Source organism: Cyanobium sp. Cruz-8D1, from assembly GCF_024345975.1.
GTDB lineage: Bacteria > Cyanobacteriota > Cyanobacteriia > PCC-6307 > Cyanobiaceae > Cyanobium.
In genome coordinates this window covers 1-14,953 of record NZ_JAGQCD010000023.1, presented here as the reverse complement: position 1 = coordinate 14,953, position 14,953 = coordinate 1, and the positions used below count along the sequence as shown (strand labels likewise).

The window sequence follows — 14,953 nt, the reverse complement described above, 5'->3', positions numbered from 1 at the left end:
GGCTCAGATCGGGGAGGAGAGCAGGGAGCCGTCGCTGGCGAGCTGGAGTTCGGGCCCCAGCTCCCGTTCGATGGCGATCAGTTCGTCGCGGTGGCCCCGCAGGCGCAGGGTGCTGCCGCTGCCGGCGCCCTCGTTCATCAGGCGCAGCTCCAGGCTCTCGGGCCGGGCCGCCCGTCGGCGATAGATAACGCCTGCCATCGGACCCACCAGGGCCAGCAGCAGGGGCCACCAGCCGAGGGAGGGCAGCACCTGGCGCAGCACCAGGCCCAGGCAGGCGGCCCCCACGCTGCCCAGCAGCGAGAGCAGCAGGGCGAGGGGAAGGCTGGAGCGCACCTGGCCGCGGAAGCGCAGCAGCTGGCGCTCGGGGTCGCCGGTTTCGGTCTGCCAGCCCCGGGCCGTGAGCCAGTTGGAGAGGCCCTCGAGCACCTGCACCGGCGGCTGGGGGGAGTGCACGTCCACCACCGTGGTGCGGTCCTTGCTCGCGGCCCTCAGGAAGAAGACCAGGCCAATGGCCATCAGCAGCGTGAGCAGGAGGGTGGAACCCAGGGTGGGCATGGCGGCGGAACTTTGGCGGCTCGCATTCTGGCCCGACCGGGCCGTTCGGTGTCCGCGCTGGGCCACGATGGCCCCAAACTCCTTGTCCCACGATGGCCCAGACCCCTGCCAGCGTCAGTGCCAGCCCTGGCCCACCGGCCCGTTTCGCCGTCTTCGACCAGGACCTCGACGACGCCTGGCAGGAGCTCTACGGCAAGGCCCGGGCCCTGGCCATCGACACCGAGGCCATGGGACTGGTCCATGGTCGCGACCGCCTCTGCCTGGTGCAGATCTGCGATGACGACGACAACGTCTGCTGCATCCGACTGGCACGGGGGCAGACGCAGGCGCCGCGGCTGAAGGCCCTCTGCGAGGACCCGGCGATCGAGAAGGTGTTCCACTTCGCCCGCTTCGATGTGGCCGCGCTGGCGGAGAACCTCGGCATCGCCGTGGACCCGATCTTCTGCACCAAGGTCGCCAGCCGCCTGGCCCGCACCTATGCCCCGCGTCACGGCCTCAAGGACGTGGTCAACGAGCTGGTGGGGGTGGAGCTCGACAAGCAGGCCCAGAGTTCCGACTGGGGCCGGGTGGAGGAGCTCAGTGACACCCAGCTGGCCTACGCCGCCGGTGACGTGCGCTGGCTGCTCGCCGCCCGGGACCGGCTGGAGGTGATGCTGCGCCGGGAGGAGCGTTGGGAGCTGGCCCGCCGTTGTTTCGCCTGCGTGCCGGTGTTCGCCGCCCTCGACCGGCAACGGTTCCACCAGGTCTTCGAACACTGAGTCCGGGCGTGCTGATGCCGCCTGCCGTGGTGCTCAGTCCTCGATCATGAACAGGTCGTCTTCCCCCACCGAGCGCAGCTGGCCATCGAACAGCTGGCCCCTGTCGAGGCCACTGGCCCTGGTTTCCTCCAGCAGCCGCTCCGCCAGGGCCAGCTTGGCGGCGGTGTCCCGCAGGCCCTCCTTGGCCGCCTGGATCTCCACCCGCCGGCGGGCCGACGCCAGGCTGATGCCCAGTTTCGTGGCCAGATGACCGCAGGCGGCGTTGAAGCTGCGGTCGGGGATGCCGGGCATCGGTGCGTGGGACAAGGGGGCGGTCGAGCCCATCATCCCCCTACCCCGGCAGCAGCCGCTCCCGGATCAGGGCCGCCAACCTGGCGCTGCCGCCGGACGGTCCCATGCGTCGCCGGCCGATGCGGCCCAGCCGGGCCCGCTCGTGGTCGTCGTCGAGCAGGGCGATCAGCCGCCGTTGCAGCTCCCTGCTGCCATGGCAGGGCTGCACAGCGCCCCCCAGGAGCCGGCTCTGGCGGCGGGCGAAGCCGGCCTTGAACTGCGGGCCTGGCCCCGGCAGCGACAGGGCCGGCACCCCCAGACCCACCAGCTGTTCGGTGGCGGTGCCGGCGGTGGCCAGTCCCAGCTCCGCCAACGGCGCCCAGGCCGCAAACCGGCCCGGCCCCACCAGCAGCTCAAGCGGGCCGCGCCGCCAGAGGGCCGAGGCACCCGAGTCCTCCGGCGGCGCCCCTGGGATGAAGCCCGCCGCGCTGAGGGGGGCGGCCAGCTCGGCGTCACTGGGGCGGGAGCCGGTGGCCAGCAGCAGGCTGATCGGCTGGGTCGCGCTGGCGGCAGGCAGGGCGGCGAGCAGGCCGCGCAGGTTGCCCAGGGCCTCGGGCAGGCGGCTGCCGGGCAGCAGCAGCAGGCGGCGCCGTCCCTGCAGCCAGCCGGGAAGAGCCCCAGGGGCGGGAGCGAATCCATCCATCATTGGATTGCCCGGGGCGACGGCCCGAACCCCGTGGCGCCGCAGCCCCCTGGCGGTGAGGCGATCGCGCACCGCCACCAGATGGCAGCGGCGGTGGCCCATCAGGGACCACTCCCAGGGATCCCATTCGCTGCCCTTGGCCCGGTGGTAGCCATCGGCCAGGGGGGAGCGGCCCCAGCCGGCGGGAGGCGGTGAGGCCCAGGTGTGATCACTCTTCGGGGTGCCCAGGAAGCCGTACGGCCCCCCGCCTGCCCAGGCCAGCAGCAGGGGCAGAAGGTCGCCCACCGCCAGGATCGGCCAACCCTGCCGGCCCCAGCGGCGCACGATCCGCCATTGGCGCCAGCTCAGCAGCGGCAGCCCTGCCGCCAGATCGTTGAGCAGTCCGCGCAGGCTCTGGTTGCTGAAGCCGCCGCTGGGCAGCGGTAGCCGCGGGCCGACCCGCCGCAGCTCTCCGGCCGCTTCGGCACCGGCGTAGGCCTGGCCCAGACCCACCAGGGGCAGCACTTGCACCTGAAGACCAGGGACCTGATGCCGGAGGGCCTCGATCAGCCGCAGGGCGATCAGGTCCTCCCCATGGCCGTTGCTCAGAACCAGCAGACGGGGGGTGGACATGCCATGGCTGATACGATCCGCTGCGGGGAGTTTGCTCCCCGGCAGGCGGCATGGCCAAGTGGTAAGGCAGAGGATTGCAAATCCTTTATCCCCAGTTCGAATCTGGGTGCCGCCTCTGCAACAACCGATGTTCTCCTGCTCGCCCCCTGCGCAGGAGTCACGGGACAACGACCGGCGATCGGTGGCAGACTGAGACAGCCCTGTCAATGAGGATTGAGGTGGGAGCCAACACCACGGAACAGCCGGATCCGTTCGTGGCGCTGCTCAGCGAAGACTGCCTGGAGATGATTGAAAAGATCCAGGCCTATCGCGAGAGGATCCAGCTTCCTTCCACGCCCACGGCGATTCTGGAAGATGCCATCATCGAGTATTACACCGCTCTCAAAAGAGTAGGCAACTGGTAACGGCCCGGGCGTGAGGTGAATGCTTTCTCGGAATTCATTGTTGCTGATCTTGAGTCCTTGATTGGGGGTTGCGAGGGCCTGAACCGACGATCAACTCAGCCCGCTTTCTGTGCAGGTTCATGGAGGATTCCGTGAGCACCACCCATTGGGCCAGGGTGGAGCAATGCTCCTCAAAGGGGGGGCGGTCCAGACGCAGTGGGCGCCAGGCCCCGGCCACGATGTCCTGATTGAGCTCCGAATGGGGCAGATCATCGTTGGTGATGATCAGCCAGCGGTACTGGGCCTTGAAATGGTCGAGGTACTCCCGCACCAGTTGGTTGGGAAGATGTTGCAGGACATCCTTCACCAGGATCAGATCGGCGGCCGGCAGGCTGGCCAGGTCCTCAAAGAGCTGGAAATGAATCGTGTCGCTGGCGTGGCGGTCGATGTTGGCAGCCACCACGGAATCGACGATGTCGATCCCCGTATAGGTGATGTCACCCCAGTGGATCAGCCGGGAGAACTGCCAGTCGCCACAGCCGAAATCGACGACGCTGCGGATGTCATTGAGCTGCAGAAAGCGCTGCAGGGTAGCGATGTACTCGCCGTTGAACTCAGGTCTGGACCCATGGCCTGAGCCGCCCCCCCAGGTGTCGCGTTGGTAGATGCGTGTGAAGGCGTCCTTGGTCGACATGCCGAATGGTGGGTACCCGCACCCTAGCGGCGGGGTCCCTGAGGTCCGTCGCGTCGGCTCAGGGAAGCACGCCCATCAGCAGGGAGATAAGGGCGAAGCCGACGACACCCAACAGGGCCAGCAGCGATGTGGACTGGGGCATGACCACCATCTGAACAAACCAATAATAAAGAGAACCTGAAGAGGGGCGGGGCTGTCTGTGGCGTTCGTTGCCGAACGTCATTTCCAACCGGTCCAGGGGGCGGACCCTGTCAGGGAGAGGCGTCCGCCTGCCACTGCTGGCCCTCCGGGCCGACGGCCTGGCAGCGGAAGGCGCGCCCATCGAGCTGGCAATGGCCGCTGGCGAGCTGCGCGGTGGTCAGACCCATGGCGGCCGTGGCCGCGCTGAAGCCCGCCCGGCCCACGGCGCTCACCCGCAGCCGCAGGGGCCAGCGTGGCTCGCAGCGGCTCGCTCGACACTGCATGCCCCTGGAGCCTTCTTCCAGGACCCCGGCGAAAACAAGCTGGCGATCAAGAAGGGCACCGCTGCTGCCGGGTTGCAGAAATCGGACGGTGAGCAGGCCCTCCATCTGCTGATCCAGCCGCAGCACCCGGCAGCTGGTCGGCGGCGGCGGCGGTTGGGCCTGGCTGGAGCTGCTGACGATGCGGCAGCGCCGCAGGTTCCCTTCCCACCGGCCGAAGTCCTCGCCGGGCAGGTCCTGGGCCTCCAGGGCCGCCCATGGACCAGCCAAGGCCAGCAACAGCGCCAGAGCCGCCCGACGTCCCCGGCAGGGCCGGAGCCTCAATAGCCCGAGTCGGCGACGCAGATCCCCTGGCAGCTGATCCCGTTGCTGGCCGTTCGGCCGCAGTGGCAGCAGAGCACCGGTTCGGGGGCAGGCCCGCAGGGCAGGCTCTCGGCGCCCCGTGGCCCGTTGGCGCCAGCTTCGCTGGGGGGAAGCGGCGGCCGGACGCCCGGATGGCTGGTCATCGCATGTCCCCTCGGGACGGTTCGGTTCGATCATGGCAATGCTGTGAGAGTGTCGCGATCGTCTTGGTCGACCCTTCCCACCCCTTGTCAGCGCCTGAGCCGTCGGCTGTCACCGGGGTCGGGGTGGGCACCTGGGCCTGGGGGAATCAGTTTCTCTGGGGCTACGACCCTGCCCAGGACGCGGAGCTGGCCGCCTGCTTCCGCCGGGCGGTGGACCTGGGACTGAGCGTCTTCGACACGGCCGATTCCTATGGCACCGGTCGCTTCGGGGGGCGTAGCGAGTCGCTCCTGGGCCGCTTTGTCGAGGCCCTGCCGCCGGACCGGCGAGAAGGGCTCACCGTGGCCACCAAGCTGGCCCCCTTTCCCTGGCGCCTGGGCCGACGGGGATTCGAGCCGGCCTTCGAGGCGTCCAGGCGGCGACTGAGGGGCCATCTCGACCGGGTCCAGTTGCACTGGAGCACGGCCCGCTACGCCCCCTGGCAGGAGGGGGCGCTGCTGGAGGGGCTCGCCGACCTCCTCGAGCAGGGGCGGGTGGGCAGCCTGGGGGTCTCCAACCTGGGCCCTCGTCGCTTGCGCCTGGTGCACGAACGGCTGGCCAGGCGGGGGCTGCGGCTGGCCAGCCTGCAGGTTCAGCTGTCCCTGCTGGCGCCCGACGCCCTCGGCGTCGATGGGGTGGTGCCGGTCTGCCGGGAGCTGGGCATCCAGCTGCTGGCCTACAGCCCCCTGGCCCTGGGCCTGCTGAGCCGGCCGCCGGGTGAGGGCCAGGGCCTTCCCCCGGGACCCCGGGGCCTGCTGTTCCGCCGGCTGCAGCCCCGCATCCAGCCCCTGCTGCAGACCATGGAGCGGATCGCCCGCGCCCACGACGCCCCGATGGCGGCCGTGGCGATCAACTGGTGCCGGGCCCATGGCGCCCTGCCCCTGGTGGGGTTGCGCCGCGTCGACCAGGCCGAAGCGGCGGCCGCGGCCACCACCTGGTGCCTTGACGACGGGGAACGGAGCGATCTGGACCGGGTGGCGCAGCGCTGTGAGGGACGCATGCCGGCCAACCCGTTCCAGAGCGGCTGAGGGCCTCAGGCGCTGAGGGCGTCGGCCGGATCGGGGCTCAGCACCACCGGCAGGGCTGCCGGCCGTGGCTGGGGGGCCTCGGCCCGCTGCAGCAGCCGGACCACCTGGGGGTCGGCCGGTTCGCCGGCGAGGCTGCCGTCTTCGCTGGGGCCGCAGGCGCTGAGGGCCTCTTGCAACAGGGAATCGAAGGTGGAGCCCGGCAACCGGTGGCGGGCTAGTTCCAGGAAGGCGCGGGCCAGGGATTCGCCCGCGGCCGCCCGCAGCGCCGGATTGGAACGCCTCAGTTCCTGCTCCTGGGCGATGGAGTTCAGGAACCGCTGGGTGATGTCCCGCTTGGTGGTGGCCCTGATGCGGGTGTCCTGGTCGGCCTCGCTCAGGAAGGTCTGGGCTTCCAGTTCCTGCAGGCGGCGGTTGAGGCTGTCGAGGACGTCCTGGGCCTCCTTATTGATATGGGTGAGCTGGCCGTCGGAGAGGCGGGGCAGGTCGGCCACGTAGACCTTGCCGTGGTCCCGCAGGGTCAGGAAGGTTGGCCGCTGGCCACCCGTGCCCTCACGCTGCTGGACCATGGCGGCGCTGTCACGCAGGCGGGGACGCGGCTGCTGGGGGCGCTGGGGCGGGATCGGGCCGGCCGAGCTACGGCGGCGGGTGATGCGTCTGGACGTATCGAACATCGGGCAACGAAATCTTGGGAGCGTCTTGGGAGCGAGAGCGGTCTGGTCGTGACGGAAATCACGCGAATGACCCTAGGGACATGGGCGGGTTCTGGACCGCCGTCGCTTCAGTGCGGCAATCCGGCCAGGGGGGGCTCCCCTGGCTCACCTGCCGCGATCCTGCCGAGTTCCCAGGCCTGATGGCCCGAGGACCGGCAGATACTGATGATGCCAGGCAAGGCCGCCTCTGGCACCACCAGGCAGAAACCGACCCCCAGGTTGAAAGTGTTCCACAGATCGGCCTCCGGCACCTGGCCCCGCTCCTGCAGCCAGCGGAACAGGGGCGGACGCTCCCAGCTGTCCGGGTCGACCACGGCATGGACCCCCGGAGGCAGGCAGCGGGGCAGGTTCTCGGGCAAGCCGCCACCGGTGATATGGGCCATGGCGTGGAGTGGCAGCCCGGATCGGCGCAGGTCCTTCACCAGCGAGGCATACAGAAGTGTCGGGGTCAGCAGGGCCTCGATCAGTCCTTGCCCGGTTGCCGGCAACAGGGTGGCGGCGTCGACGGCTTCGGCCTCCAGGATGCGCCGCACCAGGCTGAAGCCATTGCTGTGGACGCCGCTGCTGGCCACCGCCACGATCCGGTCTCCCGCGCTCACCCTGGCCCCGTCGATCCGTTCCTCCTCCTCCACCACCGCCACGCAGAACCCGGCGAGGTCGTAGCGGCCGGCGCCGTAGAAGCCAGGCATCTCGGCGGTTTCGCCCCCCAGCAGGGCGCAGCCGCTCTGGCGGCAACCGTCGGCGATGCCGTCCACCACTTCGGCCATGGCCTCGGGGCCGAGCTTGCCGGTGGCGATGTAATCCAGGAAGAAGAGCGGGTCCGCGCCGCTGGTGATCACGTCGTTGACGCACATCGCCACCAGATCCAGGCCTACCCCGTGGTGGGCGCCATGGGCTTGGGCGAGCTCGAGCTTGGTGCCCACCCCATCGGTGCCGGCCACCAGCAAGGGACGTTTCATGCCGGCCGGCAGACGGCAGAGACCGCCGAAGCCCCCCAGTCCACCGATCACCTCCGGTCGCCGGGTTGTCTCGACACTGGTTCTGATGCGTTCAACGAAGGCGCGGCCGGCGGCGACGTCCACGCCGGCAGAGCGGTAGTCCATGGGGCAAGGGTCAGCGCTGCACCGATCCTGCATCGGCATGGGGCGGCGGGGCTCGCCCGGAGAGCCCGGGGCATGGACAATCGTGGGATTGACCCATGTTCCCATCGCCTCGGCTTATGTCATGGATCAAATTCGCTGATGTTTCGCTAGCGCCGGTGGGCCAGTGAGGCCAGTGGACGGCAGGAAGGGTGGCAAAGATGAAGAAAACTGATCGGTGCAGAGGTCTGTCTGCAGCGCATTGGAGCCCTGCGCAATTCGGATAGTTTTCCTGGGTCGTCATTTTTTCTTAGGAATTCGCCTGGCCATTTCGGTCGCGTTCGACTCCATCACCACCCTTTTTGGCTGGGTTGACGTCAATGCCCGAATGCCGTGATCAGGACACTCCATTCCTTGATCACGTGCTCCGCCGGTGTCTTTCGCTTGTCATGCGAGTCACTCAACTCCTGGGCGCCGCCGCCCTCCTCTTCACCAGCAGCATCGCTCCGGCCCAGGCCGGCTCCCTTACTGCCCTGCAGGCCCCAGGGAGTTCCGTTGCCATCCGCCCCGCCGACTTTCCCTCCACCTGGGACCGCTTCGTCGAGGACATCCGCACCCTTCCCACGGCGAGCAATCTGATCGCCTCCGCCGGCACGGTGAGCACCGGTCAGGCCAGCTGGTACGGCCCTGGCTTCTTCGGCAACCGCACCGCCAGCGGCGAAGTCTTCCGCCCCGGCACGCTCACCGCTGCCCATCGCACCCTTCCTTTCGGCACCAAGGTGCGCGTCACCAACCTCTGGAACGGACGTTCCACCGTGGTGCGCATCAATGACCGTGGTCCTTTCCACGGCAACCGGGTGATCGACCTGGCCCACGGAGCCGCCCAGGAACTGGGCCTCACCGCCAGTGGCGTTGCCCAGGTGAAGCTCGAAGTGCTGCCCTGAGCGTTCCTGTCGTCTCCGACTGGCCTTCGTCCGTTCAGCCCATCCGCCAGATTGGCGGATGGGCTTTCATTCTTTGCCGGTGCGACTGCTTCAGACCAGGGCTGAGCTGAACGACTGGTGCCGTGAGCAGGCCGGCCGGCCGCTCCACTTCGTCCCCACCATGGGCAGCCTGCATGCCGGCCACCAACAGTTGCTGCACCGGGCTTGCGAAGCCGTGCCCGCAGGCCGGCCGGCGGTCCTGCTCAGCGTGTTCGTCAACCCGCTCCAGTTCGGACCGTCCGGGGATTTCGACCGCTACCCCAGGGATCTGGCCGCCGATGCCGCCCTGGGGGAGGCGGCCGGTGCCGAGGCCCTGTTTGCCCCATCGGTGGCGGAATTGTTCCCCGGCGGTGAGGCCCAGCTCACCGGGGTGGTTCCACCGGCCGCGCTGCGGCAGTCCCTGTGCGGTCCCGGTCGGCCCGGCCATTTTGAGGGTGTGGCCACGGTGGTCTGCCGGCTGCTGGCCCTGGTGCGCCCCGATCGCCTCCTGCTCGGGGAGAAGGACTGGCAGCAGCTCACGATCCTGCGCCGCGTGCTGGCCGACCTGGCCCTGCCGGTGACGGTGCAGGGCTGCGCCACCGTGCGGGAGGCCGATGGGCTGGCCTGCAGTTCCCGCCATCGCTACCTGGGCGCCAGCGAGCGCGTTCAGGCGGCGGCCCTGCCCGCGGCCCTGGGAGCGGCGCAGAGACTCTGGCGCGGGGGAACCACCAGCGCGGCGCTGCTGACGGCCTCGGTCGGCAGCGCCCTGGAGATGGCGGGCCTGGCGGTGGAGTACGTGCAGCTCGTGCAGCCCTCTACCCTGAGCCCCGTGACCGCCGCCGGCGGGATCTCCCTGTTGGCCGCGGCCGCCCGTTGCGGCAGCACCCGGCTGATCGACCATGTTTTTCTGATGCAACGCCCGCCGATCGTCGCCATCGATGGCCCCGCCGGGGCGGGCAAGAGCACCGTGACCCGGGCCTTCGCCCGCCGCCTGGGTCTGCTCTATCTCGACACCGGCGCCATGTACCGGGCCCTCACCTGGTGGGTGCTGCATCAGGGTGTGGACCCGGCCGATCCCGCCGCCATCGCCCCGCTGCTCGACGACCTCGATCTGCAGTTGGAGAGCGATGCCGGCGGGGAGCAGCGGGTGCGGGTGAATGGCCACGAGGTGAGCGAGGCGATCCGCGGCCCTGAGGTCACCGCCATGGTGTCCACCGTGGCGGCCCATGCCTGTGTCCGGGCCTCCCTCACCGCGCAGCAGCAGGCCATGGGCCAGCGGGGCGGATTGGTGGCCGAAGGGCGCGACATCGGCACCGCCGTTTTCCCGCAGGCGGAATGCAAGGTGTTCCTCACCGCCACGGTGGCGGAGCGGGCCCGCCGCCGGGCGGCGGATCTGGCCCAGCGCGGCTTCGCCGTGCCGCCCCTGGCGGAACTGGAAGCCCAGATCGCCGAGCGTGATCACCTGGATTCCACCCGGGCCGAGGCCCCCCTGGGTCAGGCGGCCGATGCGGTGGAGCTGGTCACCGACGGCCTCGGCATCGATGCCGTGATCCAGCACCTGGTGGATCTGTTCCGAGAGCGGGTGCCGGAGGAGGCCTGGCCGGGCCCTGGGCCCTCCGGAGCCCCCTAAGCCCCTAAGCCCTAGCTTGCTCGTTCAGCCTTCAAGGTCTCGATCAGGCCCCCGCAGGCGTCCTCCAGCAGGTCCAGCACCCGATCGAAGCCCTCCTCACCGCCGTAATAGGGATCGGGCACCTCTTCGATGTTGTGGCGACGGCAGTACCGGGTGAGGGGGCCGATCTCAGCTGTGCCCTCCCCTCCCCCGGCCAGGCTTCGCACCGCCTTCAGGTTCTGCCGGTCCATCGTCAGCACGTGATCGAAGCGGCTCAGGTCGCTGCGGCTGATCTGGCGGGCCCGGCTGGGCAGGGCGATGCCCCGCCGGGCGGCGGCGGTGCGCATGCGCTCGTCGGCGGGCCGTCCCACGTGCCAGTCGCCGGTGCCGGCGGAATCCACCCTGAAGGCGTCCTCCAGTCCCTGGAGCCCGATCAGGTGCAGGAAGACCCCCTCGGCGGCTGGGGAGCGGCAGATGTTGCCGAGGCAGACGAACAGGAGGCTGGTGGGGCGTTCCATGGCGACAGGGGAGGGCGGCTCAGGGGGGGTGGTCATCGGGCGTTCACGCGTTTCAGGGCCACACCGGCCCTCAGGCGCACCACCAGCGTGTCCTCCCGTTCCGGATCCAGGAGCTGCCCCAGGCTTGCCTCGGCCCGATCGCTGTGGGGATGGCCCGGGGGCAGGGGCAGGGCCAGCCCCTCGAGCCCCACCGCCACGGCATAGCGCACGACCCATTCACCATCGCCAAGGCCGCTCTCGAGGCCCGCCAGGCAGCGCTCACGCACCTGCTGCCGTTCCTCCACAGACAGAGACTCCAACCGCAGGGCCCCCAGACCCCTGGCGGCGGCCCGGCGCACGCTGGGGCCGACGTCGGTGGCTAGGGCGTCCTCGAGCACGTCCAGCCCGCGGATGTCGCCGATCCCCGCCAGCGCCCGCACGGCCCAGGCCCGGGCGCCGTAGTTGTGGGCATCGAGATTGGCCAGCAAGGGCCCCACGGCGGCCGGGCCAAGGGCGATCAGCCCGTCCACGGCGGCCACGGCCGCTCCCGGATTGTTGAACCCCAGCACCTGGACCAGGTGGGGCACGGTGGCCAGGGGGTCGTCGCAGGCGATCAGCCGGCGGGTGGCCAGCACAAGTTCCTCCGCACTGCCGGCCAGCTCGAAGGCCCGGATCCGATCGGCGGCGAGCCTGGAATCTCCGCTTGCGGCCGTCATCAGAGCAGGGCGTCCATCGCCATCAGCACGGCCTCATCATCGCTGCCCGTCTCGCTGCCCGACGCGCTGCCGCTGCCGTTCTCCACCAGTCCCCGCAGGGCGATCAGTTTGAGACTGTTCTCGGCCAAGGTGCGCCGGATGGGCTCGAGGGCGGGACGCCATCCCACCGCCCCCAGATCCATCAGGGCCGCACGGCGCACCTGCAGCTGGGGGTGCTGCAGCAGCTGGAGCAGCTCGTCGGCCCAGGCCGTCTCTCCGGTGAGCTGCAGCAGGGCCCGGCAGGCGGCACTGCGGACCAGGGGGCGCCCATGGCCGGTGAAGGGCTCGATCACGGCCAGGACGTCCGGTTCGGCCACGCCGATCGCCCCCAGGGCCTCCAGCAGCGCCTCGCAGGGTTCCTGCAGCCGCGGGCTGTCGCTGCGGTTGGCGCCGGCGACGTCGGGCCCGCTGGCCAGGCGGCGGGTCAGGAGCGGCACCGCTTCTACCGCTCGAAGCTCGCCCAGGGCACGGGCCGCGGCCTCCCGCAGGCCGTCGTCGGCATCGTCGAGCACCACCAGCAACTCGCTCACCGCCCGCCCATCGGCGATCTTGCCCAGGGCCCTAGCGGCATTGCGGGCCACGGCGTTGTGCTCCACGCCGGCGCCGACATCCCGTGGCTGGCGCTGGCGGAGGGCCGCCAGCAGCAGGGGCACGGCCTCGGGATGGCGGCTGCGCATGCGCCCCAGCCACCAGGCCGCGTAGTACTGGCCCGATTGGTCGTCGGTCTGGCGCAATTGCTCCAGGGCTTCGGCTTCACTGATCGGTTCACCGTTACCGGCCATGGGCTTGATAACGCTCGAAGAAGGGAATGGGGGAATGCTGCCACCCCCGCGGCCAGGGGGAATCAGCTCAAAAAAAAGGGTCCCCGAAGGGACCCAGGGGAATCGAAGAGCGAAGCGACTCAAACGAGGGCGCTGATGGCGTAATCGATGTAGTTGTTGGCGATGACGCCGGCGTCGCCGGAGACACCGTGGTTGGCCTTGATGTAGGTCAGGGCTTCCACGTACCAGGAGGGGGAGAGCTCGAAGGTGCGGTTGATCTCGTCGAGACCGGCCACGAGGTACTCATCCATGGGGCCGGTGCCACCAGCGACGAGGCAGTAGGTGACCATGCGGAGGTAGTAGCCGATGTCACGGGCACACTTGGCCTTGCCGCGGGCGTCGGAGGCGTAGTTGCTCCCCTGCATCTGGGTGGTGTAGGGGAACTTGTTGTAGACGGCCTGGGCGGCGCCGTTCACCAGGGAGTCGGCGTTGGCGGTGAGGGCCTTGGCAGCTTCCAGGGCGTTCTTGGCGCGCTCGAAGCGACCGAAGGCAGCGTTGAGCTCGGTGTTGGACAGGAAGCGGCCCTGGGAATCAGCGGCTGCGACGGCCTCGGTGAGGGGAGTCTTCATGAGAAGGGGGTTGGGTGGGAAGGAGAACCGGAAGAGGAAGCGCGATCAGGCGACAGCAGCAGCTGCGCGATCGAAGTAGGTGCCGATTTCGGACATCAGGGAGGCGCAGTCGCCTTGGGTGATGCCGTTGCGATCGTTGGCGATGGCGATGGCGGCGTCCTTCATCTTGCGGATGCCTTCGGCCACGGAAGCGCCGGGGACGCCGAGGGCCAGGTAGGTCTCGCGGAGGCCGTTGAGGCAGCGATCTTCCAGGACGGAAGCGTCACCGGTGAAGACGGCGTAAGTGACGTAGCGGAGAACGATCTCCATGTCGCGCAGGCAGGCAGCCATGCGGCGATGGGTGTAAGCGTTGCCGCCGGGGGCGATCAGGGCGGGCTGTTGATCGAACAGCTCGCGGGCGGCGTTGGTGACGATCTTGGAGGCGTTGGAGGTGATGCGATTCACGGAATCCATACGCTTGTTGCTCTCGGCAACCATCGACGCCAGGGCGTCGATTTGACCAGCGTTGAGGAATTCGCCGCGGGCATCAGCCTGAGCAACGACCTTGGTGAAGGCGTCGAACATTGAGTTAGCTCCTGTTCTCGACGTCGAACGTCGGGATTTGGGTGGGTAAGGGGGTGGGAACGCCGAAGACGTTCACCTGTGCTGGGCACGGGCCTATTGTCAGAAAGAATGGCTCCAGAATCCCTGAAGTTTACAAAGGGTCATCGGTAGTGGCTCGATTCCTCTGCGCTCAAGTGAGTGCAGTCAAACCATGAAAAACCCCCTTCGGCGTGAGGCCGAGGGGGTGAAGTCGTGGAGGAGAAACCTGCGACCTTGCGGTCAGTTCACCGGGCTCACGCTGGCGACACGGCCACCCTGGCGGTGGATCATCTGCTGGGCCTCCAGCAGTTTGTCAAAGGGCACGAAACGAACGGTGTTGCTGCGCTTGTGCAGGCGGTACTCGCTCAGTCCGGTGACTTCGATGCGATACACTTTGGCCTTCTGGCCGATTCCCTTGGCCATCTTGGTGATCGATTCATTGGCCACCCGGCTGGGCTGGTAGGCCGATCCCTTGGCGTTGGGGCTCACCACCGGAACGGCACGGTCCTGGTGCAGGGCTTTGCCGAGTCGGAAGTTGGTGCCGGCGGTATCCCCTTTCACTGAAGCTGCCGCGCCCCGGGCCAGTTGCATCAGCCAGGAGAACTGACGCCCCTGCTGGCCGGCTGAGTAGTCCCAACCCGTCAGATAGGGGACAACTTCTTCCCCGAAGCGTTCCTGATATTCAGCACTGTCGATATAGGAATCGATCTCAGCTTCCACACCCTCTTCCTGCAGGATGGTGAAGTGATGCAGCATCTCAGCTTTGTTCTGGGGGGCGCGGCCCAACAGATGCTTGAAGTTCAGCTCGATGAAATGGTAGGGATTGCAATTCTCGAAGAACTTCGACCGGTACAGGCCACTCTTGGCCACCGCACGCACAAACTCGCGCACACTCAGATAGCCGTTACGGAACAGTGACTCCGCGCCCTCAAGGCGCTCGCTCTCCATGATGTATTGACGACCGAGCACCTGCTGATAAACCGTGCGGATGATGGTGCTCTTGTCCTGATCGGACGCATTGGACCAGTTTTCCTTGTTGCGGTCGTTCGCGAAGCGTTCGATGCCCAGATAGGGCGCATTGACGAGGGTCATGGATGGCGGGCCAGAAGGGGGGAGGACTGCACGCGTACGGTGCACCGGCTCGATCTTATGAGGAAGTCAGCACAGGCTTTCTCGAGACTGTTCGATCTTTACAGCGCCCGATCCAGCGCGGGGCCTTCGCGTTATGGAAATGCCAAAAAAAAGGGTCCCCGAAGGGACCCAGGGGAATCGAAGAGCGAAGCGACTCAAACGAGGGCGCTGATGGCGTAATCGATGTAGTTGTTGGCGATGACGCCGGCGTCGCCGGAGACACCGTGGTTG

The 14,953-nt window shown here is 68.6% G+C and carries 19 protein-coding genes and 1 tRNA gene; 6 read left to right on the top strand and 14 right to left on the bottom strand.

Annotation, left to right across the window (positions count from 1 at the left end; genetic code table 11):
* Positions 1 to 3: 3 nt before the first annotated feature.
* The gene (locus KBZ33_RS13805; protein WP_254952871.1) at positions 4 to 555 is read right to left on the bottom strand and encodes a cofactor assembly of complex C subunit B; all 552 of its coding nucleotides are present in this window, start codon (positions 553 to 555) and stop codon (positions 4 to 6) included.
* Between the two features lie 92 nt (positions 556 to 647).
* Here KBZ33_RS13805 and KBZ33_RS13800 point away from each other — a divergent pair, with 92 nt between their 5' ends.
* Positions 648 to 1,313 (top strand): ribonuclease D, encoded by a 666-nt coding sequence (locus KBZ33_RS13800; protein WP_254952872.1) that lies wholly within the window; start codon positions 648 to 650, stop codon positions 1,311 to 1,313.
* Between the two features lie 33 nt (positions 1,314 to 1,346).
* On the opposite strand, the gene KBZ33_RS13795 is transcribed toward KBZ33_RS13800, so the two are convergent.
* Together KBZ33_RS13795 and KBZ33_RS13790 are read right to left on the bottom strand one after the other, a co-directional pair.
* On the bottom strand, positions 1,347 to 1,604 hold the full coding sequence (locus tag KBZ33_RS13795; protein ID WP_254952873.1) for a hypothetical protein: 258 nt from the start codon (positions 1,602 to 1,604) through the stop codon (positions 1,347 to 1,349).
* Between the two features lie 40 nt (positions 1,605 to 1,644).
* Entirely contained in the window at positions 1,645 to 2,898 is a 1,254-nt protein-coding gene (locus KBZ33_RS13790) for a lipid-A-disaccharide synthase-related protein (protein ID WP_254952875.1), read from the bottom strand.
* 44 nt (positions 2,899 to 2,942) lie between these two features.
* On the opposite strand from KBZ33_RS13790, the gene KBZ33_RS13785 reads away from it, so the two are divergent.
* Both KBZ33_RS13785 and KBZ33_RS13780 read left to right on the top strand, forming a co-directional pair.
* Positions 2,943 to 3,013 (top strand) — tRNA-Cys (locus KBZ33_RS13785).
* Positions 3,014 to 3,116: 103 nt separating this feature from the next.
* Entirely contained in the window at positions 3,117 to 3,302 is a 186-nt protein-coding gene (locus KBZ33_RS13780) for a hypothetical protein (protein ID WP_254952876.1), read from the top strand.
* A 34-nt stretch (positions 3,303 to 3,336) separates the two neighbouring features.
* Here the strand turns inward: KBZ33_RS13780 and KBZ33_RS13775 are convergent, their stop codons facing one another.
* The 3 genes from KBZ33_RS13775 to KBZ33_RS21850 are packed head-to-tail and all read right to left on the bottom strand — an operon-like array spanning position 3,337 to position 4,976.
* A complete protein-coding gene (locus KBZ33_RS13775) occupies positions 3,337 to 3,975 on the bottom strand; it encodes a trans-aconitate 2-methyltransferase (RefSeq protein WP_254952884.1) in 639 nt (212 codons plus the stop codon).
* 58 nt (positions 3,976 to 4,033) lie between these two features.
* Positions 4,034 to 4,198: a hypothetical protein gene (locus KBZ33_RS13770; RefSeq protein WP_255011805.1), complete on the bottom strand. Its 165-nt coding sequence runs from the start codon at positions 4,196 to 4,198 to the stop codon at positions 4,034 to 4,036.
* Between the two features lie 28 nt (positions 4,199 to 4,226).
* Complete coding sequence (locus KBZ33_RS21850; protein WP_396108519.1) at positions 4,227 to 4,976, bottom strand: hypothetical protein; 750 nt, start codon at positions 4,974 to 4,976, stop codon at positions 4,227 to 4,229.
* A gap of 50 nt (positions 4,977 to 5,026) precedes the next feature.
* On the opposite strand from KBZ33_RS21850, the gene KBZ33_RS13755 reads away from it, so the two are divergent.
* Positions 5,027 to 6,007 (top strand): aldo/keto reductase, encoded by a 981-nt coding sequence (locus KBZ33_RS13755; RefSeq protein ID WP_254952889.1) that lies wholly within the window; start codon positions 5,027 to 5,029, stop codon positions 6,005 to 6,007.
* A gap of 5 nt (positions 6,008 to 6,012) precedes the next feature.
* Here the strand turns inward: KBZ33_RS13755 and KBZ33_RS13750 are convergent, their stop codons facing one another.
* The gene (locus tag KBZ33_RS13750; RefSeq protein ID WP_254952890.1) at positions 6,013 to 6,678 is read right to left on the bottom strand and encodes a hypothetical protein; all 666 of its coding nucleotides are present in this window, start codon (positions 6,676 to 6,678) and stop codon (positions 6,013 to 6,015) included.
* Between the two features lie 107 nt (positions 6,679 to 6,785).
* Positions 6,786 to 7,820, bottom strand: a complete 1,035-nt coding sequence (purM, locus tag KBZ33_RS13745) for a phosphoribosylformylglycinamidine cyclo-ligase (protein WP_254952891.1) — start codon at positions 7,818 to 7,820, stop codon at positions 6,786 to 6,788.
* Between the two features lie 425 nt (positions 7,821 to 8,245).
* Here purM and KBZ33_RS13740 point away from each other — a divergent pair, with 425 nt between their 5' ends.
* Both KBZ33_RS13740 and KBZ33_RS13735 read left to right on the top strand, forming a co-directional pair.
* The gene (locus KBZ33_RS13740) at positions 8,246 to 8,740 is read left to right on the top strand and encodes a septal ring lytic transglycosylase RlpA family protein (protein WP_254952893.1); all 495 of its coding nucleotides are present in this window, start codon (positions 8,246 to 8,248) and stop codon (positions 8,738 to 8,740) included.
* Between the two features lie 58 nt (positions 8,741 to 8,798).
* Entirely contained in the window at positions 8,799 to 10,388 is a 1,590-nt protein-coding gene (locus KBZ33_RS13735) for a bifunctional pantoate--beta-alanine ligase/(d)CMP kinase (RefSeq protein WP_254952894.1), read from the top strand.
* 11 nt (positions 10,389 to 10,399) lie between these two features.
* On the opposite strand, the gene KBZ33_RS13730 is transcribed toward KBZ33_RS13735, so the two are convergent.
* The 6 genes from KBZ33_RS13730 to KBZ33_RS13705 form a co-directional block, all read right to left on the bottom strand.
* Positions 10,400 to 10,921 carry a low molecular weight protein-tyrosine-phosphatase gene (locus KBZ33_RS13730; RefSeq protein ID WP_254952895.1) on the bottom strand — a complete coding sequence of 174 codons (522 nt, stop codon included), beginning with the start codon at positions 10,919 to 10,921 and terminating at the stop codon, positions 10,400 to 10,402.
* Positions 10,918 to 11,580 (bottom strand): HEAT repeat domain-containing protein, encoded by a 663-nt coding sequence (locus KBZ33_RS13725; protein WP_254952896.1) that lies wholly within the window; start codon positions 11,578 to 11,580, stop codon positions 10,918 to 10,920. Before KBZ33_RS13725 ends, KBZ33_RS13730 begins: the two co-directional genes overlap by 4 nt.
* Positions 11,580 to 12,401 (bottom strand): HEAT repeat domain-containing protein, encoded by an 822-nt coding sequence (locus KBZ33_RS13720; protein ID WP_254952897.1) that lies wholly within the window; start codon positions 12,399 to 12,401, stop codon positions 11,580 to 11,582. Before KBZ33_RS13720 ends, KBZ33_RS13725 begins: the two co-directional genes overlap by 1 nt.
* 119 nt (positions 12,402 to 12,520) lie before the next feature.
* Positions 12,521 to 13,009: a phycocyanin subunit alpha gene (gene cpcA / locus KBZ33_RS13715; protein ID WP_015109240.1), complete on the bottom strand. Its 489-nt coding sequence runs from the start codon at positions 13,007 to 13,009 to the stop codon at positions 12,521 to 12,523.
* 45 nt (positions 13,010 to 13,054) lie between these two features.
* Positions 13,055 to 13,573, bottom strand: coding sequence for a phycocyanin subunit beta (locus tag KBZ33_RS13710; RefSeq protein WP_254952898.1), 519 nt, complete (start codon positions 13,571 to 13,573; stop codon positions 13,055 to 13,057).
* A 258-nt stretch (positions 13,574 to 13,831) separates the two neighbouring features.
* Complete coding sequence (locus KBZ33_RS13705; protein ID WP_254952899.1) at positions 13,832 to 14,683, bottom strand: phycobilisome rod-core linker polypeptide; 852 nt, start codon at positions 14,681 to 14,683, stop codon at positions 13,832 to 13,834.
* Positions 14,684 to 14,953: the final 270 nt, after the last annotated feature.

Bases quoted from the DNA above. Each gene is read 5' to 3' on its own strand.
- KBZ33_RS13750 (WP_254952890.1), bottom strand. From the start codon at position 6,678: ATGTTCGATACGTCCAGACGCATCACCCGCCGCCGTAGCTCGGCCGGC.
- KBZ33_RS13795 (WP_254952873.1), bottom strand. From the start codon at position 1,604: ATGCCCGGCATCCCCGACCGCAGCTTCAACGCCGCCTGCGGTCATCTG.
- cpcA (WP_015109240.1), bottom strand. From the start codon at position 13,009: ATGAAGACTCCCCTCACCGAGGCCGTCGCAGCCGCTGATTCCCAGGGC.
- KBZ33_RS13770 (WP_255011805.1), bottom strand. From the start codon at position 4,198: ATGACGTTCGGCAACGAACGCCACAGACAGCCCCGCCCCTCTTCAGGT.
- KBZ33_RS13790 (WP_254952875.1), bottom strand. From the start codon at position 2,898: ATGTCCACCCCCCGTCTGCTGGTTCTGAGCAACGGCCATGGGGAGGAC.
- KBZ33_RS13805 (WP_254952871.1), bottom strand. From the start codon at position 555: ATGCCCACCCTGGGTTCCACCCTCCTGCTCACGCTGCTGATGGCCATT.
- KBZ33_RS21850 (WP_396108519.1), bottom strand. From the start codon at position 4,976: ATGATCGAACCGAACCGTCCCGAGGGGACATGCGATGACCAGCCATCC.
- KBZ33_RS13725 (WP_254952896.1), bottom strand. From the start codon at position 11,580: ATGACGGCCGCAAGCGGAGATTCCAGGCTCGCCGCCGATCGGATCCGG.
- purM (WP_254952891.1), bottom strand. From the start codon at position 7,820: ATGGACTACCGCTCTGCCGGCGTGGACGTCGCCGCCGGCCGCGCCTTC.
- KBZ33_RS13740 (WP_254952893.1), top strand. From the start codon at position 8,246: ATGCGAGTCACTCAACTCCTGGGCGCCGCCGCCCTCCTCTTCACCAGC.
- KBZ33_RS13710 (WP_254952898.1), bottom strand. From the start codon at position 13,573: ATGTTCGACGCCTTCACCAAGGTCGTTGCTCAGGCTGATGCCCGCGGC.
- KBZ33_RS13730 (WP_254952895.1), bottom strand. From the start codon at position 10,921: ATGACCACCCCCCCTGAGCCGCCCTCCCCTGTCGCCATGGAACGCCCC.
- KBZ33_RS13735 (WP_254952894.1), top strand. From the start codon at position 8,799: ATGGGCTTTCATTCTTTGCCGGTGCGACTGCTTCAGACCAGGGCTGAG.
- KBZ33_RS13705 (WP_254952899.1), bottom strand. From the start codon at position 14,683: ATGACCCTCGTCAATGCGCCCTATCTGGGCATCGAACGCTTCGCGAAC.
- KBZ33_RS13800 (WP_254952872.1), top strand. From the start codon at position 648: ATGGCCCAGACCCCTGCCAGCGTCAGTGCCAGCCCTGGCCCACCGGCC.
- KBZ33_RS13775 (WP_254952884.1), bottom strand. From the start codon at position 3,975: ATGTCGACCAAGGACGCCTTCACACGCATCTACCAACGCGACACCTGG.
- KBZ33_RS13720 (WP_254952897.1), bottom strand. From the start codon at position 12,401: ATGGCCGGTAACGGTGAACCGATCAGTGAAGCCGAAGCCCTGGAGCAA.